Source organism: Shinella pollutisoli (assembly GCF_024609765.1).
GTDB classification, from domain to species: Bacteria; Pseudomonadota; Alphaproteobacteria; order Rhizobiales; family Rhizobiaceae; genus Shinella; species Shinella pollutisoli.
Window position 1 is genome coordinate 1 of sequence record NZ_JANFDG010000022.1, and the last position, 19,226, is coordinate 19,226.

The following is a 19,226-nucleotide window of genomic DNA, read 5'->3' on the forward strand; positions in this document are numbered from 1 at the left end:
GACGCTGTCCTTCGGCGACGGCGTGCGCACCGAGGCGGGCGACGTGTTCGAGATCGGCGCCGAGGGCTTCGGCCTGCCGCTCAGGAATCCGCTGGCCGTGGCGCCGGAGGAGACGATCGAAATCCGCCAGTTGTAGGACAGGAGGCTTGAGGCCATGACCATCCACCAGAACCTGATTGCCGGCGAATGGGTCGGCAGCGATGCGGTGAGGAACGTCAACCCGTCGGACACGAACGACGTGGTAGGGGAATATGCCCGCGCCTCGGCCGGGGACACGGCGGCGGCGATCGCCGCGGCCAAGGCCGCCTTCCCGGCCTGGTCGCGCTCCGGCATCCTGGAGCGCCACGCGATCCTGAGGAAGACCGCCGACGAGATCCTCGCCCGCAAGGACGAGCTCGGCCGGCTCTTGTCGCGCGAGGAGGGCAAGACGCTGGCCGAGGGCATCGGCGAGACGGTGCGCGCCGGGCAGATCTTCGACTTCTTCGCCGGTGAGACGCTGCGGCTTGCCGGCGAGGTGCTGCCTTCGGTCCGGCCCGGGATCGGCGTCGAGATCACCCGCGAGCCGGTCGGCGTCGTCGGCATCATCACGCCCTGGAACTTCCCGATCGCCATCCCCGCCTGGAAGATCGCGCCTGCGCTCGCCTATGGCAACACCGTCGTCTTCAAGCCGGCCGACCTCGTGCCGGGCTGCGCTCACGCGATCGTCGACATCCTCGTGCGCGCCGGCCTGCCGAAGGGCGTGCTCAACCTCGTCATGGGCAAGGGCTCGGTCGTCGGCCAGACGATCCTCGACAGCCCCGACGTCGACGCCATCACGTTTACCGGCTCGACCGGCACGGGAAAACGTGTGGCCGCCGCCTCGATCGAGCATAACCGCAAGTTCCAGCTGGAGATGGGCGGCAAGAACCCGTTCGTCGTGCTGGACGACGCCGACCTCGATGTCGCCGTCGAGGCGACGGTCAACTCAGCCTTTTTCTCCACCGGCCAGCGCTGCACGGCCGCCTCGCGGGTGATCGTGACGGAAGGCATCCACGACCGCTTCGTCGCCGCCGTTGCCGAGCGACTGAAGGGCCTCGTCGTCGACGATGCGCTGAAGGCCGGCACCCATGTCGGCCCGGTGGTGGACGAGAGCCAGCTGAAGCAGGACACCGACTATATCGAGATCGGCCGAAAGGAGGGCGCGAGGCTCGCCTTCGGCGGCAAACTGCTGACGCGCGGCACGCCCGGCTTCTATCTTGCCCCCGCGCTCTTCACCGAGGCGACGAACGCGATGCGGATCGCCCGCGAGGAGATCTTCGGGCCGGTCGCCGCGGTGATCCGGGTCAGGGACTATGACGAAGCGCTGGCGGTCGCCAACGACACGCCGTTCGGGCTTTCGTCGGGCATCGCCACGACGAGCCTGAAGCATGCCACGCATTTCAAGTGCAACGCGGAGGCCGGCATGGTGGTGGTCAACCTGCCGACGGCCGGCGTCGACTTCCACGTGCCCTTCGGCGGCCGCAAGGGCTCCTCCCACGGCCCGCGCGAGCAGGGCCGCCATGCCGCAGAGTTCTACACAACCGTCAAGACCGCCTACACGCTGGCGTGAGACAAAGGCCGTCCGGCTGTGTCCGGGCGGTCCCTTCGAGGACTGAGACGATGAAGAAGAAAGCTGAATGGCCGCGTAAGCTGCGGTCGTACGAATGGTTCGGCGGCACCGGCAAGAACGCCATCATGCACCGCTCCTGGATGAAGAACCAGGGCCTGCCGGCCGATACGTTCGACGGGCGGCCGATCATCGGCATCTGCAACACCTGGTCGGAGCTCACGCCCTGCAACGCGCATCTGCGCGACCTTGCCGAGCGGGTGAAGCGCGGCGTCTACGAGGCGGGCGGCTTTCCGGTCGAGTTCCCGGTCTTCTCCTGCGGCGAAAGCACGCTGCGCCCCACCGCCATGATGTTCCGCAACCTCGCGGCCATGGACGTCGAGGAGGCGATCCGCGGCAACCCGATCGACGGCGTCGTGCTGCTCGGCGGCTGCGACAAGACAACGCCGAGCCTCCTGATGGGGGCCGCCTCCGTCGACATCCCGGCGATCCTCGTCTCCGGCGGGCCGATGCTGAACGGCAAGTGGCGCGGCAAGGACGTCGGCTCCGGCACGGCCGTCTGGCAGTTCTCGGAAATGGTGAAGTCCGGCGAGATGACGCTGGAGGAGTTCATGGACGCCGAGCAGGGCATGGCGCGCTCGGCCGGAAGCTGCATGACCATGGGCACGGCCTCCACCATGGCCTCGATGGCGGAAGCGCTCGGCATGACGCTGCCCGGCAACGCGGCGATCCCCGCTGTGGACGCCCGCCGCAACGTGATTTCCCAGCTCACCGGCCGGCGCATCGTCGACATGGTCAAGGAGGACCTGAAGCCCTCCGACATCCTGACCAAGCAGGCCTTCGAGAACGCGATTCGCGTCAACGGCGCCGTCGGCGGCTCGACCAATGCGGTGCTGCATCTCCTGGCGCTCGCCGGCCGTATCGGCGTGGAGCTCTCGCTCGACGACTGGGACCGGCTCGGCCGCGACGTGCCGACCATCGTCAATCTGCAGCCCTCCGGCAAGTACCTGATGGAGGAGTTCTACTATGCCGGCGGCCTGCCGGTGGTCATCAAGGCGGTCGGCGAGATGGGCCTCCTGCACAAGGACGCGCTCACCGTCACCGGCGACACGATCTGGAACGGCGTCAGGGACGCGGTCAACTACAACGACGACGTCATCGTTCCGGTCGAGCGGGCGCTGACGGGTTCGGGCGGCATCGCCGTGCTGCGCGGCAACCTCGCGCCCAAGGGCGCGGTGCTGAAGCCGTCGGCCGCCTCGCCGCACCTGATGCGGCACACCGGCCGCGCCGTCGTCTTCGAGAGCATCGAGGACTACCACGCCCGCATCAACCGCGACGATCTCGACATCGACGAGACCTGCATCATGGTGCTGAAATATTGCGGTCCGAAGGGCTATCCCGGCATGGCCGAGGTCGGCAACATGGGGCTTCCGCCCAAGGTGCTGAAGAAGGGCATCACCGACATGATCCGCATCTCGGACGCGCGCATGTCCGGCACCGCCTACGGCACCGTCATCCTGCACACGGCACCCGAGGCCGCCGACGGCGGCCCGCTGGCGCTGGTCGAGAACGGCGACATCATCGAGGTCGACATCCCCGCCCGCCGGCTGGAGCTGAAGGTCCCGCAGGAAGAGCTCGACCGCCGCCGCGCGGCCTGGGTCAATCCGGTGAAGCCGCTCAACGGCGGCTACGGCGGCCTCTACGTCAAGACCGTGATGCAGGCCGATACCGGCGCCGACCTCGACTTCCTCGTCGGCGCCCGCGGTTCGCAGATCCCGAACGACCGCGACAGCCATTGATCCCTTCCGGGCGCGGCCCCGCGTGCCGCGCCCGCTGCCGTTTCATGACGGCACATCGGTCCGGTGCGTCGCAGGAGTTCCTTTACCGTCGTGCCGGAACGGCGGCGCGCGGGCGGAACTGCCGGCCGCCGTCCGACCTTCGTTCTGCGATACCGGTCCACTTCCGGACCGGTCGCTGGATGGGAGGTTTTCCATGTACGGACCATCAAAACGGGTAGCGTTCTCCAGGTTCCCCGCAGTCGTGCTGGCGGCGGCGGTTCTTGCCATGCCGGTGCAGGCGGCCGACAAGCGCGGCGGCCTGGGTCTCGGCGTCGGGGTGAATGTCGGCGGCATAAAGGCCGGCGTCGATGCGAGGGTCGGCGGCAGCAAGGGGCTCGTCGATGCGGATGTCGGCGCCAGCGTCGGCGGCAGGAACGGCCTGAACGCGGACGCGAAAGCCAATGTCGGCGGCTCGCGCGGGCTCGCCGATGTCGACGTGAAGGCGGGCCTCGGCGGCCAGGACGGCGTGAAGGCCCGGACCACGGCGAAGGTCGGCGGTGAGAGCGGCCTCGTCGACGCGAATGTGAACGCGAAGGTCGGCGGTGCGGACGGGCTTGGAGCCAATGTCGGCGCGACGGTCGGCGGCCGCAGCCTCCTCGATGCCGATGTGGGCGTCGGTCTCGGAGACGAGGACACCGTCGCCAGCCCGGATCGCCGCGTTCCGCGCACGCCCGGCGACGACGACCGGCACGGCGATCCGGCCGACCCGGCCGACCGCGATGTCCTGCGCGCTTTCTCGCAGCTCTCGGGCAGCGAGCGCACGCAGCTCGTCAAGCGCTGTCGGGATATCGGCAGCGGCGGCTACGATGCGGCGCTGGTGAAGCTCTGCCGGCTCCTGGAGACGGCGTCCCGCTGAGGCGCGCGGCGGCGGCCGGTTGCGGCTGCCGCCGTCACCCCTGGCTCTGCGACTGGCTCTGGCCGCCCGGTTCCACCTTGATGGAGACGGCGAGCGTCTCGTCGGTGCGGCCGGTCACCATGCCGGAGACGGGGGCCGCGTCCTTGTAGTCGAGGCCGGTGGCGAGCCGCACGTAGCGCTCGTCGGGGCAGATCTTATTGGCGGCGTCGAAGCCGACCCAGCCGAGGCCTTCGAGATGGACCTCCGCCCAGGCATGGCTCGCCGTCTGCTCGGCCTCCTCCATCAAGAGGTAGCCGGAGACGTAGCGGGCGGGGATGCCGAGATGGCGGGCGGCGGCGAGGAAAATGTGGGCGTGGTCCTGGCACACGCCCTGCCGCTTCTCCAGCGCCTGCTCGGCGGTCGTGTCGGCGGCGGTTTCGCCGGGGCGGTAGGCGACGGCGAGGTGGATCGCCGCCATCAGCGCATGCATGCGGGCGAGCTCGTTGTCGCCGCTCGCCGCGCGTGCCAGCTCGCGCACGAGCCTGCCCGCCCTGGTCAGCGGCGTCTCGCGCAGATAGAGCCAGAGCGGCACATAGCCCTGGTGCGGGCCGAAGACGCCGGCGCGGTCCTCCGTCTCCACCTCGCCCTCGGCGACGATGCGGATTACCACCTGCTCGGCGTCGGTGCTGACGAGGTCGACATGGTTGCCGAAATGATCGGTATAGCCGACCTCGACATGAGCGCCGTGCACGGTCGTCCGCCAGTCGCGGACGATCTGGCCGGGCTGGTTCCTCGGCGTCAGCCGCAGCCGCTGCAGCGAATACTGCACGGGATCGGCGTAGCGATATTCGGTCGTGTGGCTGATCTTCAGTCTCATCGGTAGAACCTGTAGCCCTCGGAGATCTCTCCGCCGAGCCGGTTGTTGTGGGCGATGAACTCCTCGATGAACTCGTGGAGCCCCTGTTCCATGATCTCGCCGATGCTGAGGCTTCGAAGCAGCGTCAGCGTCGTCGAGGCGGTCTCGTGGGCGGCGTGGGTCTCGCCGTAGAGCTCGGCGAGATAGCCGAGATTGCTGACGATCTTGTCGTAGCTGTAGGCGAGCGAGCGCGGCATGCGCTCGTTGAGGATCAGGAAGTCGGCGATGTTGGAGGCGGTGTAGTCGCCGTCATAGACCCAGCTGTAGGAGCGGTGCGCCGAGACCGAGCGCAGGATCGATTCCCATTGCAGGTTGTCGAGCGAGGAGCCGACATGGGAGATCGCCGGCAAGAGCACGTAATATTTCACGTCGAGGATGCGGGCGGTGTTGTCGGCCCGCTCGATCGAGGAGCCGATGCGGGCGAAGTTGTAGACGTCGTCGCGCAGCATCGTGCCGTGGAAGGCGCCGCGGATGAGGCCGGTGCGGCGCTTGATCGTGTCGATCACCTCCGGCATGTCGGCGGCGCGCACGCGCTTGGCGAGCATGCGCTTCAGCTCGATCCAGCATTCGTTCGTCGCCTCCCAGGTCTCGCGGGTCAGCGCCGTGCGCACCATGCGGGCGTTGTTGCGCGCCGCCTCGATGCAGGACATCACGCTCGACGGGTTGGCGTGGTCGCGCAGCAGGTAGTCGATGGCGTCGGCGCTGGTGAGCGTGCCGTGGACGGCGTCGAAATCCGCGCGCACGCCCGCACTCTGCAGCACGCCGTCCCAGTCGTCGTCGCTCGGACCGGTGCGGGTCAGCGCGACGCGCAGCCCCGCGTCGATGAGGCGGGCGATGTTCTCGCCGCGCTCGATGTAGCGGAACATCCAGTAGAGGCCGTTTGCGGTCCGTCCGAGCATCGCGTCAGTCCTCCAGCACCCAGGTGTCCTTGGTGCCGCCGCCCTGGCTGGAATTGACCACCAGCGAGCCTTCCTTCAGCGCCACGCGGGTGAGCCCGCCGGGGATGATCTGCACCTTGTCGGAGACGAGCACGTAGGGCCGGAGGTCGACGTGCCGTGGCGCGATACCCTTGTTGACGAGGATCGGCACGGTGGAGAGCGACAGCGTCGGCTGGGCGATGTAGTTGCCCGGCCGCGCCCGGAGCTTTTCCGCGAAGGCGGCGCGCTCCTTGCGGCTGGCGGTGGGGCCGACCAGCATGCCGTAGCCCCCCGAGCCGTGCACCTCCTTCACCACCAGCTCTTCGAGATGCTCCAGCACGTATTTCAGGCTGTCGGCCTCCGAGCAGCGCCAGGTCGGCACATTTTCCAGGAGCGCCTTGCGGCCGGTATAGAACTCGACGATCTCCGGCATGTAGGAATAGATCGCCTTGTCGTCGGAGATGCCGGTGCCAGGCGCGTTGGCGATGGTGATGTTGCCGGCCTTGTAGACGTCCATGATGCCGGGGATGCCGAGGCAGGAATCCGGGCGGAAGGTCAAGGGATCGAGGAAGTCGTCGTCGACGCGGCGGTAGAGCACGTCGATCGCCTCGTAGCCGCGCGTCGTGCGCATCTTCACCCGGCCGTCGATGACGCGCAGATCCGAGCCCTCGACCAGCTCCACGCCCATGTTGTCGGCGAGGAAGGCGTGCTCGTAATAGGCGGAGTTGAAGATGCCGGGGGTGAGCACGGCGACCCGCGGCTTGCCGGAACAGCCGGGCGGGGCGAGCGAGGCGAGGCTCTGGCGGAGCAGCTTCGGATAGTCCTCCACCGGCCGCACGCGGTTCTGGTGGAAGAGCTCCGGGAACATCTGCATCATCGTCTCCCGGTTCTCCAGCATGTAGGAAACGCCGGACGGCGTGCGGGCATTGTCCTCCAGCACGTAGAACTGGTCCTCGCCGGTGCGCACGATATCGGTGCCGACGATGTGGGTATAGACGCCGCCCGGCGGCTTGAAGCCGATCATCTGCGGCAGGAAGGCGACGTTGCGGGCGATCAGCTCATAGGGGATGCGGCCGGCCTTGATGATCTCCTGCTTGTGGTAGATGTCGTCGAGGAAGGCGTTGAGCGCGATCACCCGCTGCTCGATGCCCTGGGCGAGGCGGCGCCATTCGCGGCCGGAGATGATGCGGGGGATGATGTCGAAGGGGATGAGCTTCTCGGCGGAGTCGGCGTGGCCGTAGACTGCGAAGGTGATGCCGGTCTTGCGGAAGAGGTTCTCGGCTTCCCTCGATTTTGCGATCAGGCCGTTCCTGTCCTGCGCGGCGTACCATTCATGGTAGTTCTGATAGGGCTGCCGCGGACCGGAGTCCGCACTCATCATTTCATCGAATGCCAAAGGCGTGTTCCCCATTTTTCGCCATTTGAGTACAACGTTAGAGGCAATGCAAGAACCATGACAATCGCCGGCGAAGATTTCTCATACCGCTTTGGGAGGGGGCGGAAGCGCCCGGAAGAGCGATTCCGGCGCGATTCGGGCGCGGGCGCGCCGACCGTCCCGGCGGCAGATGCCCAAGCTTTGGGCAGGCCCGCCCGGCGCTGAACCTAAGGTTCAGGAGAATTGCTTTGACCACGGGCGACGGCGCGCCTATCGCTCGCGCACCGATTGTCGAAGCGCGGAGCGCCCATGTCCCTCGATCGCCTGGCTCCGGCCATCTTCGTCCTGCTCTGGTCGACGGGCTGGGTCGTCGCCAAGTTCGGCGCGATCGTCTCGGAACCGCTGACCTTCCTCGTCATCCGCTACGTGGCGGCCGCGGTGCTGTTTGCCGGCCTCTGTCTTTCCGCCCGCGCTCCATGGCCGCGCGACATGCGCACGATCGTGCATGCCGTCGTCTCGGGCGCCTTCCTGCACGGCGCCTATCTCGGCGCCGTCTGGTGGGCGATCGGCGAGGGCGTGCCGGCGGCGCTCTCCTCGATCATCGCCGCCCTCCAGCCGCTGATGACGGCGCTCGCCGCCCCCTTCTTCATCGGCGAGCGGCTGTCGGGGGCGCAGAAGGCGGGGATTTGCCTCGGCTTCCTCGGCGTCATGATCGCCGTCCTGCCGAAACTCTTCGGCGGCGGGCCGGAAGCCGTCCCGGTCTTCGCCGTCCTCGTCAACGTGCTCGGCATGGCGGCCGTCACCTACGGCACGATCTACCAGAAGCAGCACCTGCACACCGGCGACATCCGCGCCATCGCCACGCTGCAATACGGCGGCGCGCTGATCGTCACGCTGCCTTTCGCGCTGGCGCTGGAGACCTTCCATGTCGACTGGGGGATCGGCTTCCTCGCCTTGCTCGCCTGGTCGGTGCTCGGCATCTCGATGGGGGCGATCCTGCTGCTTCTCTACCTCATCCGGCGCGGGCAGGTATCGCGGGCGGCGTCCCTCATCTATCTCGTGCCGCCGATCGCGGCGCTCCAGGCCGCAGCCATCTTCGGCGAGGCGCTGACGCTGCCGATGATCCTCGGCACGGTGATCGTCGTCATCGGCGTCTACCTCACCAACCGCAAGGGCCAGCCGGCGCCGCCCGCGGAGTGAGATAGGCGCCCCTCATCCGCCTGCCGGCCCTTCTCCCCGCAAGCGGGGAGAAGGGAACTTGACGAAGGTTTCCGGGAAATTAGGAAAACGGCGCGGCATATCCCTTCTCCCCGCTTGCGGGGAGAAGATCGCGGCAGCGGGATGAGGGGCCGCTGGCCCGTCGCAATCGCAGACGGTCTATCGCGTCACGCCTGCTCGCGGCGCTGGCCCTGGCCTTCCGGCCGGGGGCGGCGGCTGCGGTGCGGGCGGGCGGGCTGGCCGTTGCCGCCACCGTGGTTGCGGTTCTGGCGTTCGCCCTGCTTCTGCTGCGGGCGGCCGTGGGCGCGCTCGCCCTTTGCCTGCTGGGTCTGCGCCTGGCGCGGCGGACGCTGGCCGCCGCGGCCCTTGCGCGACTTGCCGCCGGGGCCGGGCATGGCGACCGGGGCCTCGCCGCTCGCGACCGAAATCGAGATGCCCATCAGCCTCTCGATGTCGCGCAGCAGGTGCGCCTCGTCCGGCGCGCAGAAGGCAATCGCGATGCCGTCGCGGCCGTTGCGGGCGGTACGGCCGATGCGGTGGACATAGGCGTCCGGCACTTCCGGCAGGTCGTAGTTGTAGACGTGGGTGACGCCGGGGATATCGATGCCGCGGGCGGCGACGTCGGTGGCGACGAGCACGCGCACCTCGCCGTCACGGAAGGCCTTGAGCGCGCGCTCGCGCTGGCCCTGGCTCTTGTTGCCGTGGATCGAGGCGGCCTTGAAGCCGACCTGATCGAGATGCTTCATCAGCTTCTCGGCGCCGTGCTTGGTACGCGAGAAGACGAGCGACAGGCCGTCCGGATTGGCGGTGAGCGTCTGCTTGAGGATCTGCGTCTTCTGGTCCTTGCCGGGCACGAAGTGGACGTACTGCTCGACCTTGTCGGCGGCCTTGCCGGGGGGCGTCACCTCGACCTTCTTCGGGTTGACGAGGTATTCGCCGGCGAGCTCGGCGATCAGCTTCGGCATGGTCGCGGAGAAGAGCAGCGTCTGGCGGTTCTTCGGCACGAGCCTGGAGATCTTGCGCAGGTCGTGGATGAAGCCGAGGTCGAGCATCTGGTCGGCCTCATCGAGGACGAGATAGCGCGCCTGCGTCAGCGTCACGGCCTTGCGGGCGACGAGGTCGAGCAGGCGGCCGGGCGTGGCGACGAGGATGTCGGTGCCGCGCGACAGCATTTCCGTCTGCTTGTTGATCGAGGCGCCGCCGACGACGGTGACGACGCGCAGCGGCGTCTTCTTGACGAAGTCGCGCAGGTTGTCGGCGATCTGGTTCACCAGCTCGCGGGTCGGCGCGAGGATGAGGGCGCGGATGTTGCGCGGGTCGGGCCGGCGGCTGTCTGCCATCAGCTTCTCGATCATCGGCAGGCCGAAGGCGGCGGTCTTGCCGGTGCCGGTCTGGGCGAGGCCGATCAGGTCGGAGCCTTCGAGGACGAGCGGGATGGCCTTTTCCTGAATGGGAGTCGCCTTGGCGAAGCCGAGGGCGGAAAGCGTGGCGACGATGGTCTTCGAGAGGCCGAGGTCGTGGAACGTGGTCAAAATGTCATACCTTTCGGGGCGCCGGACGACTTTCCCGAGCACAGAAAACTGCTTCGGGCCGGCGCGCACCATGCGCGTCCGGTTTCGTCTGGCGTCAAGAACCCCGCGTGAATTGGGAACTTGTGGTTGGTTGCCGTCGTCAGCGCAGCCCGCCGTCCATGGCAGGTCTGTCTCTTGCGCTTTTCCTTCTTCGCGTCCCGTTCCGGGAAATCGCTGGGCTCGCTCACGCGGCGGCCGAAGGGCGACGCTTGCGAGGCTCATGTCGTCCTTTCACGGGCAAAAGTCAAGCGGCAGTTTTCGCGGGGGCTGACGCAGGAACCTGTCCGGGCCTGTTGCGTTGGGTCAATGCGCATCCTGCCACAATCCTGTCGGATGCTTGCGTCGCGGATTTTTCCCCGCACAACGAACAGCAACCTCGCTACGGGAGTGAAACATGACCTCTACATGGATTCTCGCCGCCGACGGCAACCAGGCCCGCCTGCTCAAGGGCGTCAACCTGCTCAAGGACGGACAACAGAACCCCGAGCAGGAAGTCTTCAGCTGCGAGGTCAAGAAGGCGCAGGACATCATGGCGGACAAGCCCGGCCGCAGCCATTCCTCGGTCGGCTACGGCCGCTCGGCGATGGAATATTCGAGCGATCCGGTGCGCGAGGAGCAGCAGAAGTTCGCCGCCGAGGTCGCCGAGCGCATCGACGGCTACGCCGCCGACGGGAACTTCGACCGGCTGGTGCTCTGCGCCGCGCCGCAGACGCTCGGCGACCTGCGCGCCAAGCTGTCGGAACGCACCCGCACGCTGACGGCCGCCGAGATCGACAAGAACTTCACCAACCTGCCGACGGACAAGCTGATCGCTTCCGTGCGCGCCATCATGTTCGAGGCCTGACCGGCCCGCGCCCGGCCGCCGTCCCGCTACGGGAGGGCGGCCGGTATCCGCAACGAAACCTTAACCATCCGTTCAGCCATCGATGGTACTCCCGGAGGGGTAGAATTCCCTTCCGTGGTCCCTTTCGGGAATGCCTGGCGTGGTTGAAAGACAAGACGAATTGCTGGCAGCCATCTCAGCGCGCGTCCGGGAGCATCCGCATCCGGCCTATGCGAAGACGGGCGACCTGCGCTATCTCGTGGTCAACGCGGCCTATGCCCGTCTCTTCGGCCGCGAGCCGGACGACATGACCGGTCTTTGCGCCGCCGACGCGGGCATGGCGCCGGGTTTTCACGACATCGACGAGCGCGAGCGCCGCTGCCTGATCTTCGGCGGCGGCGAGCAGGTCCGCCACGACGACGGCTTCGACGTCCTGCTCAGGCGCGAGCGCCTTTCCGGCGACTGCACGGTGCTGACCGGCCTGTTCGTCCCCGCCGCCGCCAATGCGAATCCCCGCGCGGAATCCCCCGGCAGCGCCGTCGAGGAGGCGCTCGATGCGATGGGGGCGGGCGTGGCGGTGTTCGACGCCGGGAACCGCCTGCGCTACGCCAATGCGAGCATGCGCGACTTCTATCGCCAGCTCGTCGGCGCGCGGGCGGAGGGGCCGGTCGAGCTGCGGGAGATCGTGGACGCGCTCTACGACCTGGAGACCTGCGGCGCGCCGGACGAGCCGCGCGCGGCCTGGATCGCGGCGCGGCTCGAGCATTACGAGCTGCCGCTTTTCGAAAGCGTCAGCCGCACGCCCACGGGCTGGATGCGCCTCGTCACCCAGAGGCGGCCGGACAGGACGCTGGTGGCGTTGCGGGTGGACGTGACGGCGCTCAAGGAGCACGAGGGGCGCCTGCGCGAGCATTCGCAGGAGATCAGCCTCTACCGCGCGCTGCTGGACGAGCTGCCGGTGGCGAGCTTCGTGCGCGACGAGGCGATGCGGCTGGTCTTCGCCAACCGCGCCTTCATGGACCTGACCGGCCGGACCGCCGACGACCTCATCGGCCGGACGCCGACGGAGAGCTATCCGGGGCAGGGAAGGGAGCTGCAGGCCTACAACCAGTCGGTGCTCGACACCGGCAAGCTCCTGCAGACCGAAACGAGCTTCCGCCGGCCGGACGGCACGCTGGTGCCGACGATCTCGCGGATCTCCCGCGTCACGACGCTCGACGAGAGGCACTATCTGATCGGCTCCGTCACCGACACGACGGTCCTGCGCAAGCGGGAGGACCAGCTGATCGAGGCGCGGCGCGAGGCCGAGTCGATCCGGTCCGACCTCGAAAGCATCGTCGAATCGCTGCCCGTCGGCATCGTCGTCGTTGACGAGATGGGCACGATCGAGCTGGTCAACGGCGCCTTCCAGACGCTCTGGGCCGGCGCGCTGCCGGCGATGAAGGGCCGGCCCTTCGGCGAGCTTCTGCGCTTCCAGGAGCAGCAGGGCGGCACCTGCGGGGAGGGCGAGGCGCCCTGCGGCGGGCAATGCTTCGAAGAGCGGCTCTGCAGCATCCGCGCCGGCGCGCTGCCGGTGCGGGAGGTCGCCTATGCCAACGGCCGCACCCTGATCGAGGCGGGCGCGCCCATTTCGGGCGGCCGCTGCCTGCTCACCTATATCGACATCACCGAGCGGCGCGAGCGCGAGCGCGAGGTGCTGGAGACGCGCAGCGCCCTCGAGGAGGTCGGCAGCCTCGTCAAGGATGCCGTCTCCTCCATGAGCCAGGGCCTGCTCATCATCGAGGACGGCCGGGTGGTGCTCTCCAACGAGGCGCTGTCGAACATGATCGCCATGCCGCCGCACCTCCTGCAGCCGGGCACGGCGGTCTCCGACATCCTGCAGGACTGCATCGACCGCGGCGTCTGCGGCTATGTCGGCGAACGGCTCGTCGAGGCGGAGGAGTTCGACACCGTCCTGCTCACCGGCGAGACCGTCTCGCTGACGCTCTTCAGCGGCCGCGAGCGCTGGGTGCGGCTCGACGTGACGCCGACGAGCCGCGGCCGCAACGTGCTCGTCTTCACCGACATCACCGACCTCAAGAACCGCGAGGAGGAACTGCGCCGGCTGGTCGTGCGCGCCGAGACGGCCGACAAGGCGAAGTCCGAGTTCCTCGCCAACATGAGCCACGAGATCCGCACGCCGATGAACGGCGTGCTCGGCATGGCGGAGCTGCTTGCGAAGTCCAGCCTCGATACGCGCCAGAAGACCTTCATCGACATCATGGTGAAGTCGGGCAACGCGCTTCTGACGATCATCAACGACATCCTCGACTTCTCCAAGATCGACGCCGGCCAGATGGTGCTGCGCGACGTCGCCTTCAGCCCGGTGGAGGCGATCGAGGACGTCGCCACGCTGCTTTCGGCCAAGGCGGCGGAGAAGGACATCGAGCTCGTCGTCAGGGGAGCGGCGCAGATGCCCGCGGCCGTCATGGGCGACGCCGGGCGCTTCCGCCAGATCGTCACCAACCTCGTCGGCAACGCCGTGAAGTTCACCGACCGCGGCCATGTGCTGATCGAGCTTGCGGCGGGCCCGCTCGACGACGGGCGGGTGGAGGTCGTCATCCGCGTCGAGGACACCGGCGCCGGCATCCCCGCCGACAAGATGGCCTCCATCTTCGAGAAGTTCTCCCAGGTCGACACGTCCTCCACGCGCCGGCACGAGGGCACGGGGCTCGGCCTTGCCATCACCGACGGGCTGACGCGGCTCTTCGGCGGCACGCTTTCGGCCGAAAGCGAGGTGGGCGCGGGATCGGTCTTCACCGTGCGCCTGCCGATGGCGCTGGCGAGCGCCGCGCTGCCGCCGCGCCTTGCGGCGGCACCGGTGCCGGGCGCGCGCGTCCTCGTCGTCGATCCGCATCCGGTCGCGCGCAAGGCCGCCCACGATCTTCTCGGCGACTGGGGCTTCGACGCGACGGCGGTCGGCTCGTTCGCCGAGGCGCTCGCGGTGCTCGCCGCGGCCGCCGACGTCGGCGTCAGGGTCGATGCGGTCATCTTCGACCACCAGCCGGGCGGCGACGCCTTCGTGCGCACGCTGAGGCAGAGCCCGGCGACGGCCGACGTCTCGCTCGTGGTGCTGACCTCGATGAACCTGCCGGCGGGCGACCGGCTGCTCGCCTCGCACGACATCCAGGCGCATCTGATGAAGCCGGTGCGCGCCAACCTGCTGCGCGAGACCGTCGCCGAGGTGGTGCGCGCCGCGCGCGGGCACAAGACCGCTCAGCCCGCCCGTGCCCCTTCCGACAACAACGTCCTGCCGCTCAGGCCGCCGGCGGCCCATGCCGCGCCGCAGGCGGCCGCCGGCTGCGACGTGCTCGTCGCCGAGGACAACGAGGTCAACCAGATCCTCTTCACGCAGCTTCTCGAAGGCCTCGGCCTCAGCTTCCGGCTCGTCGGCAACGGTGCGGAGGCCGTCGAGGCGTTCCGGTCGGACCGGCCGCGCGTCGTCCTGATGGACATCTCCATGCCGGTGATGAACGGGCTGCAGGCGAGCCGCGCGATCCGCGAGATCGAAAGCGGCAGCGGCAGCCGCGTGCCGATCATCGCCGTGACGGCCCATGCGCTGGACGAGGACCGGGAGGCCTGCCGGGCCGCCGGCATGGACGACCACCTGACCAAGCCGATCAGCATCGACCGGCTGGAGGAGAAGCTGACCCGCTGGCTGAAGCGGGAAAAGGCGGCCGTGCTCGCCGGCCAGGGCATCTGAGCGCTCAGGCGGCGGGCCGCGCCCCGCACAGCATCTCGCGCTTGCCCGCGAACCCGGGCCGCCGCTCCACCGCAAACCCCGCCGCGGCGAGATTGCGGCGCACGAACCCTGCCGCCGCATAGGTCGCGAAGCGCCCGCCCGGGACGGCGAGGCGGAAGACCTCGGCCATCAGCGCGGCCGACCACATGTCCGGATTGCGCGACGGCGCGAAGCCGTCGAGATACCAGGCGTCGAAGGCCTCCGCCTCGCGGGCGAGGCCGTCGAGCGCCGCGCCGCAGACGACCGTCAGGCGCACGTGCTCGTCGAGCGCGATCTCCACCCGGCCGGCGGGCGCGTCTGGCCACCGTTCGACGAGCGCGGCGCGTTCCCGGGCGATCTCCGGCCAGCGCGACAGCGCCCGCGCGATGTCGGCCCGCGCCATCGGGAAGCGCTCGAAGGACGTGAAATGCAGGCGCGCGCCCTCGGGCGCGGTTATGCGCCATTGCCGCCAGGTCTCGCAGAGATTGAGGCCGGTGCCGAAGCCGAGCTCGCCGATGCGGAACGGGCCCGGCCGCTGCCAGCGGGCAGGCAGGTCGTTGCCGGCGAGGAAGACATGGCCGCATTCCAGCCGGCCGTCGCTGCGACAATAAAAGTGGTCGTCAAAGGCGCGGGAATAGGGCATATCGCCCTCATGCCAATCGAGGGGCCACTCGAGGGGCGCCCCGGTCTCTTCCGTCGTTTCAGGATCTTGCTCAGCCATGGCGAATGCCGATAGTCGCGCGAAGGCCGCCGGTCAACCGGCCGTGGACGTGCTCGTCGTTGGCGGCGGCGTCATGGGGCTGTGGACGGCGCTCTTCGCCGGGCGCCGCGGCCTTTCCGTGTGCCTCGTCGAGCGTGCGCGCATCGGTGCCGGGGCGAGCGGCGGGCTGCTCGGCGCACTGATGCCGCATCTGCCGGACCACTGGAACGCCAAGAAGGCCTTCCAGTTCGACGCGCTCGTTTCTCTCGAGCGGGAGATCGCGGTGCTGGAGGCCGAGACCGGGCTTTCGGCCGGTTACCGGCGATGCGGTCGGCTGATGCCGCTGCCGCGCCCGCACCACCGCGACATCGCGCTCGGCCATGCGCGGGACGCCGAGGCGGTCTGGGGGCCGTTCTCCTTCGAGGTGCTGGACGCTGCGCCCGTCGCGGGTTGGCCCGCGGCCGCAGCGATGGAGAACGGGCTGGTGCGGGACCGGCTTTCCGCCCGCCTCTCGCCGCGCGGCCTCGCCGCCGCGCTCGCGGCAGGCCTCGCCCGTCTGCCGAACGTTTCCGTGCGCGAGGGAACGGCGCTTGTCCGGTTCGATCCGGCGGCGGGCGTCGCGCATTTCGCGGACGGCGGCAGGCTCGCCTTCGGCGACTGCGTGCTGGCGGCGGGAGTTGCAAGCTTCGACCTCGTCTCGGCGCTCGGCCCGCCGCCGAAACGGCCGGTCGGCATGGCGGTGAAGGGGCAGGCGGCGCTGCTCAGGGCGGATATCGATCCGGCCCTGCCGGTGCTCTTCAGCGACGGGCTCTACATCGTGCCGCACGACGGCGGATTCGCTGCCGTGGGCAGCACCAGCGAGAATCGTTTCGACGATCCCTTTGCCACGGACGCGCAGCTGGACGACCTGATCGCGCGGGCGCGGGCGATGGCGCCGCTTCTCGGCGATGCGCCCGTTGCCGAGCGCTGGGCGGGCCTGAGGCCGAAGGCGATCGGCCGCGATCCGATGGTCGGCCGTCATCCGGACCATGCCCGCATCCACCTGATGACCGGCGGCTTCAAGGTGAGCTTCGGGCTCGCCCATGCGCTGGCGCGCGCGGTCGTGAACGGGTTGGAGGGCGGAACGCCCGCAGACGTGCCGCCCTCCTTCCGGGTCGAGGCCCACCTTCTCGAAGCGGACCGGGGCTGATCCGCCTTACATCCAGTAGGGCGGAACGCCGTAGTAGTCGTTGATCAGCTTGCCGTTGCGGCGGTTCCACTCGTATTCCGCGCCGCTTTCGTAATGCGGAGCGTTCTCGACCTGCTCCTTCGTCACGTCGACGCGGTAGCCGCCGAGGCTTTCGTCATAGTTCAGCTTGCCCCAGGGCAGCGGGTAGTGATCGTGGCCGATGCCGAGGAAGCCGCCGAAGCTCAGCACAGCATAGGCGACGCGGCCGCTGCGCTTTTCGAGAATGACGCGTTCGACGGAACCGATGTGCTTGCCGTCGGCGCCGTAGACGCTGGTGCCCTCGACCTTGTCGCTGGCGATGAGGTCGTGGGTCTCGTGGATGTTTGCGTCCTGCATGACCATGAGGTTCTCCTTGCGTTGCGATGGGAGGAAAACGCGGCCGCCCTGCGATGGTTCCGCGTTGCGGCCTATGCGTCAGATTCAACTCGACTTTCCGTCCGTGGATGCTACCGTTCGGGCGAAACCGGAGGAGGCTACATGGCAGGGACCTATCCGCGCGACCTCGTCGGCTACGGCCGCAATCCGCCCGTCGTGCGCTGGCCGGGCGACGCGCGCATCGCCGTCCAGTTCGTCGTCAACTACGAGGAAGGCGGCGAGAGCTGCATCCTCGACGGCGACCCGGCCTCCGAATGCCTGCTGTCGGAGATCGTCGGCGCGCAGCCTTGGCCAGGCCAGCGCAACCTCAACATGGAATCGATCTACGAATACGGGTCGCGCGCCGGCTTCTGGCGGCTGTGGCGTCTCTTCACCGGACGCGGCGTTCCCGTTACCGTCTACGGCGTGACGCTCGCCATGGCGCGCAATCCGGAGGCCGTCGCCGCCATGAAGGAGGTGGGCTGGGAGATCGCCAGCCACGGCTACCGCTGGCTGGAATACAGGGATTGCCCCGAGGAGGAGGAACGCCGCCACATCGGCGAGGCCGTGCGGCTGCACAAGGAACTGACGGGATCGCACCCGCTCGGCATGTACCAGGGCAAGCCGTCCGCCAACACGCTGCGGCTCGTCATGGAGGAGGGCGGCTTCGTCTATTCCTCCGATTCCTATGCCGACGACCTGCCCTATTTCGTGCCGGGCCTCGACGGCAGGCCTTTCCTGATCATCCCCTACACGCTCGAAACCAACGACATGCGGTTCGCGACCGCGCAGGGCTTCAACTCGGGCGATCAGTTCTTCGCCTATCTCAAGGACGCCTTCGACGTGCTCTACCAGGAGGGCAGGGAAGGCAGCCCGAAGATGCTGAACGTCGGCCTCCACTGCCGGCTCGTCGGCCGGCCGGGCCGGACGGCGGCGCTCGCCCGCTTCGTCGACTACGTGCTCGGCCACGAGAAGGTCTGGGTGCCGCGGCGCATCGACATCGCCCGCCACTGGATCGAGCGCCATCATCCGGACAGGCAGGGTGCCGCATGATCGACCGGCGGGATTTCCTCGCCCGCTTCGGCGGCGTCTTCGAGCATTCGCCCTTCATCGCCGAGCGCGCGCTCGACGCCGGCCGGATCGTCCCGCCGCTGACGGCCGACGGCATCCATGCGGCGCTCGTCGCCGAATTCCGCGCGGCCTCGCGCGAGGAGCAGCACGGCGTGCTCCGCGCCCATCCGGACCTCGCCGGAAGGCTGGCGATCGCCGGCAATCTCACCGAGGACAGCCGCAGGGAGCAGGCAGGCGCAGGCCTCGACCGGCTGACGCCGCAGGAGCATGCGCGCTTCACCGCGCTCAACGCGGCCTACACGGAGACATTCGGCTTTTCCTTCATCATCGCGGTGAAGGGGCTGACGAAGGACGACATCCTCGCCGCCTTCGAGCGGCGCATCGGCAACGACGCCGAGCAGGAATTCGAAACGGCCAAGGCGGAGGTGGAGCGCATCGCGCGCCTGCGTCTGCAGGCCCTCATCCCCGGAGAATGACATGCAGGATCTCGAGCGGCTTGCGATCCGCCCGCTGACGCGGGAGGCCTTCGCTCCCTTCGGCATCGTGATCGAGGCCGATCCCGCCTCGATGCGGCTCATCAACGGCGGCACGACCGAGCGCTACCATGCGCTCGCCGAGGCGGAGGCCGTGGGCGAGGACGCGCGGGTGATCGTCAACATCTTCCGCGGCAGCCCGCGCGCCTTTCCCTACCGGGTGGACATGATGGAGCGCCATCCCTTCGGCAGCCAGAGCTTCTCGCCGATCGACGACCGGCCCTGGCTGGTGGTGGTTTCCGAGGACGAGGGCGGCCGGCCCGGCCGCCCGCAGGTCTTCCGCGCCGGCGGCAGGCAGGGCGTCAACTACCGCCGCAACGTCTGGCACCATCCGCTGATCGCGGTCGGCGCTCCGAGCGACTTCCTCGTCGTCGACCGCCTCGGCGGCGGCGTCAATCTGGAGGAGCATTTCTTCGAGAAACCCTTCGTCATCGACGGCCCCTGAGACCCGCATTGCGGGCATTGCCGGCCCGAATATAACTTTCGCGAAAAGGTCTAGTTT

The 19,226-nt window shown here is 68.7% G+C and carries 17 protein-coding genes and 1 pseudogene; 12 read left to right on the forward strand and 6 right to left on the reverse strand.

Annotation, left to right across the window (positions count from 1 at the left end; translation table 11 throughout):
* The 4 genes and pseudogenes from NNZ72_RS17450 to NNZ72_RS17465 form a co-directional block, all read left to right on the forward strand.
* Positions 1–136: pseudogene (locus NNZ72_RS17450) on the forward strand (GguC protein); the annotation flags it as partial.
* 18 nt (positions 137–154) lie between these two features.
* Complete coding sequence (locus NNZ72_RS17455) at positions 155–1,588, forward strand: aldehyde dehydrogenase family protein (RefSeq protein WP_257316703.1); 1,434 nt, start codon at positions 155–157, stop codon at positions 1,586–1,588.
* A gap of 50 nt (positions 1,589–1,638) precedes the next feature.
* On the forward strand, positions 1,639–3,384 hold the full coding sequence (gene araD, locus NNZ72_RS17460; protein WP_257316704.1) for an L-arabinonate dehydratase: 1,746 nt from the start codon (positions 1,639–1,641) through the stop codon (positions 3,382–3,384).
* A gap of 193 nt (positions 3,385–3,577) precedes the next feature.
* On the forward strand, positions 3,578–4,279 hold the full coding sequence (locus tag NNZ72_RS17465; protein WP_257316705.1) for a hypothetical protein: 702 nt from the start codon (positions 3,578–3,580) through the stop codon (positions 4,277–4,279).
* Between the two features lie 34 nt (positions 4,280–4,313).
* On the opposite strand, the gene NNZ72_RS17470 is transcribed toward NNZ72_RS17465, so the two are convergent.
* The 3 genes from NNZ72_RS17470 to NNZ72_RS17480 are packed head-to-tail and all read right to left on the reverse strand — an operon-like array spanning position 4,314 to position 7,487.
* Positions 4,314–5,135 (reverse strand): transglutaminase family protein, encoded by an 822-nt coding sequence (locus NNZ72_RS17470; protein ID WP_257316706.1) that lies wholly within the window; start codon positions 5,133–5,135, stop codon positions 4,314–4,316.
* Positions 5,132–6,073, reverse strand: coding sequence for an alpha-E domain-containing protein (locus NNZ72_RS17475; protein WP_257316707.1), 942 nt, complete (start codon positions 6,071–6,073; stop codon positions 5,132–5,134). The genes NNZ72_RS17470 and NNZ72_RS17475 overlap by 4 nt, the downstream gene beginning before the upstream one ends.
* Positions 6,074–6,077: 4 nt before the next feature.
* The gene (locus NNZ72_RS17480; RefSeq protein ID WP_257316708.1) at positions 6,078–7,487 is read right to left on the reverse strand and encodes a circularly permuted type 2 ATP-grasp protein; all 1,410 of its coding nucleotides are present in this window, start codon (positions 7,485–7,487) and stop codon (positions 6,078–6,080) included.
* Positions 7,488–7,775: 288 nt separating this feature from the next.
* On the opposite strand from NNZ72_RS17480, the gene NNZ72_RS17485 reads away from it, so the two are divergent.
* Positions 7,776–8,666, forward strand: a complete 891-nt coding sequence (locus NNZ72_RS17485) for a DMT family transporter (RefSeq protein WP_257316709.1) — start codon at positions 7,776–7,778, stop codon at positions 8,664–8,666.
* 185 nt (positions 8,667–8,851) lie between these two features.
* On the opposite strand, the gene NNZ72_RS17490 is transcribed toward NNZ72_RS17485, so the two are convergent.
* A complete protein-coding gene (locus tag NNZ72_RS17490) occupies positions 8,852–10,216 on the reverse strand; it encodes a DEAD/DEAH box helicase (protein WP_257316711.1) in 1,365 nt (454 codons plus the stop codon).
* 319 nt (positions 10,217–10,535) lie between these two features.
* Here NNZ72_RS17490 and NNZ72_RS25540 point away from each other — a divergent pair, with 319 nt between their 5' ends.
* The 3 genes from NNZ72_RS25540 to NNZ72_RS17500 all read left to right on the forward strand — a co-directional run bounded on the left by NNZ72_RS25540 (position 10,536) and on the right by NNZ72_RS17500 (position 14,820).
* A complete protein-coding gene (locus tag NNZ72_RS25540; RefSeq protein ID WP_371747781.1) occupies positions 10,536–10,646 on the forward strand; it encodes a cytochrome c3 family protein in 111 nt (36 codons plus the stop codon).
* A 3-nt stretch (positions 10,647–10,649) separates the two neighbouring features.
* Entirely contained in the window at positions 10,650–11,099 is a 450-nt protein-coding gene (locus NNZ72_RS17495; protein ID WP_257316712.1) for a host attachment protein, read from the forward strand.
* A 139-nt stretch (positions 11,100–11,238) separates the two neighbouring features.
* Positions 11,239–14,820 carry a PAS-domain containing protein gene (locus tag NNZ72_RS17500; protein WP_371747779.1) on the forward strand — a complete coding sequence of 1,194 codons (3,582 nt, stop codon included), beginning with the start codon at positions 11,239–11,241 and terminating at the stop codon, positions 14,818–14,820.
* A gap of 4 nt (positions 14,821–14,824) precedes the next feature.
* On the opposite strand, the gene mnmC2 is transcribed toward NNZ72_RS17500, so the two are convergent.
* Positions 14,825–15,559: a tRNA (5-methylaminomethyl-2-thiouridine)(34)-methyltransferase MnmC2 gene (gene mnmC2 / locus NNZ72_RS17510; protein ID WP_257316713.1), complete on the reverse strand. Its 735-nt coding sequence runs from the start codon at positions 15,557–15,559 to the stop codon at positions 14,825–14,827.
* On the opposite strand from mnmC2, the gene NNZ72_RS17515 reads away from it, so the two are divergent.
* On the forward strand, positions 15,558–16,727 hold the full coding sequence (locus tag NNZ72_RS17515) for an NAD(P)/FAD-dependent oxidoreductase (RefSeq protein ID WP_257316714.1): 1,170 nt from the start codon (positions 15,558–15,560) through the stop codon (positions 16,725–16,727). The two genes, mnmC2 and NNZ72_RS17515, sit on opposite strands and share 2 nt — an antisense overlap.
* Before the next feature lie 6 nt (positions 16,728–16,733).
* On the opposite strand, the gene NNZ72_RS17520 is transcribed toward NNZ72_RS17515, so the two are convergent.
* A complete protein-coding gene (locus NNZ72_RS17520; RefSeq protein WP_257316801.1) occupies positions 16,734–17,102 on the reverse strand; it encodes a PRC-barrel domain-containing protein in 369 nt (122 codons plus the stop codon).
* A 141-nt stretch (positions 17,103–17,243) separates the two neighbouring features.
* Between NNZ72_RS17520 and puuE the strand changes: the two genes are divergently transcribed.
* The 3 genes from puuE to NNZ72_RS17535 are packed head-to-tail and all read left to right on the forward strand — an operon-like array spanning position 17,244 to position 19,169.
* The gene (puuE, locus tag NNZ72_RS17525; RefSeq protein ID WP_257316715.1) at positions 17,244–18,173 is read left to right on the forward strand and encodes an allantoinase PuuE; all 930 of its coding nucleotides are present in this window, start codon (positions 17,244–17,246) and stop codon (positions 18,171–18,173) included.
* Complete coding sequence (gene uraD, locus NNZ72_RS17530; protein ID WP_257316716.1) at positions 18,170–18,667, forward strand: 2-oxo-4-hydroxy-4-carboxy-5-ureidoimidazoline decarboxylase; 498 nt, start codon at positions 18,170–18,172, stop codon at positions 18,665–18,667. The genes puuE and uraD overlap by 4 nt, the downstream gene beginning before the upstream one ends.
* A 1-nt stretch (position 18,668) precedes the next feature.
* Positions 18,669–19,169, forward strand: a complete 501-nt coding sequence (locus NNZ72_RS17535) for an ureidoglycolate lyase (RefSeq protein WP_257316717.1) — start codon at positions 18,669–18,671, stop codon at positions 19,167–19,169.
* Positions 19,170–19,226 lie beyond the last annotated feature (57 nt).

Coding starts and splice junctions, on each gene's coding strand:
- NNZ72_RS17515 (WP_257316714.1), top strand. CDS start 15,558: ATGGCGAATGCCGATAGTCGCGCGAAGGCCGCCGGTCAACCGGCCGTG.
- NNZ72_RS17470 (WP_257316706.1), bottom strand. CDS start 5,135: ATGAGACTGAAGATCAGCCACACGACCGAATATCGCTACGCCGATCCC.
- NNZ72_RS17495 (WP_257316712.1), top strand. CDS start 10,650: ATGACCTCTACATGGATTCTCGCCGCCGACGGCAACCAGGCCCGCCTG.
- NNZ72_RS17485 (WP_257316709.1), top strand. CDS start 7,776: ATGTCCCTCGATCGCCTGGCTCCGGCCATCTTCGTCCTGCTCTGGTCG.
- mnmC2 (WP_257316713.1), bottom strand. CDS start 15,559: ATGGCTGAGCAAGATCCTGAAACGACGGAAGAGACCGGGGCGCCCCTC.
- NNZ72_RS17455 (WP_257316703.1), top strand. CDS start 155: ATGACCATCCACCAGAACCTGATTGCCGGCGAATGGGTCGGCAGCGAT.
- NNZ72_RS17535 (WP_257316717.1), top strand. CDS start 18,669: ATGCAGGATCTCGAGCGGCTTGCGATCCGCCCGCTGACGCGGGAGGCC.
- uraD (WP_257316716.1), top strand. CDS start 18,170: ATGATCGACCGGCGGGATTTCCTCGCCCGCTTCGGCGGCGTCTTCGAG.
- araD (WP_257316704.1), top strand. CDS start 1,639: ATGAAGAAGAAAGCTGAATGGCCGCGTAAGCTGCGGTCGTACGAATGG.
- NNZ72_RS17475 (WP_257316707.1), bottom strand. CDS start 6,073: ATGCTCGGACGGACCGCAAACGGCCTCTACTGGATGTTCCGCTACATC.
- puuE (WP_257316715.1), top strand. CDS start 17,244: ATGGCAGGGACCTATCCGCGCGACCTCGTCGGCTACGGCCGCAATCCG.
- NNZ72_RS17520 (WP_257316801.1), bottom strand. CDS start 17,102: ATGCAGGACGCAAACATCCACGAGACCCACGACCTCATCGCCAGCGAC.
- NNZ72_RS17465 (WP_257316705.1), top strand. CDS start 3,578: ATGTACGGACCATCAAAACGGGTAGCGTTCTCCAGGTTCCCCGCAGTC.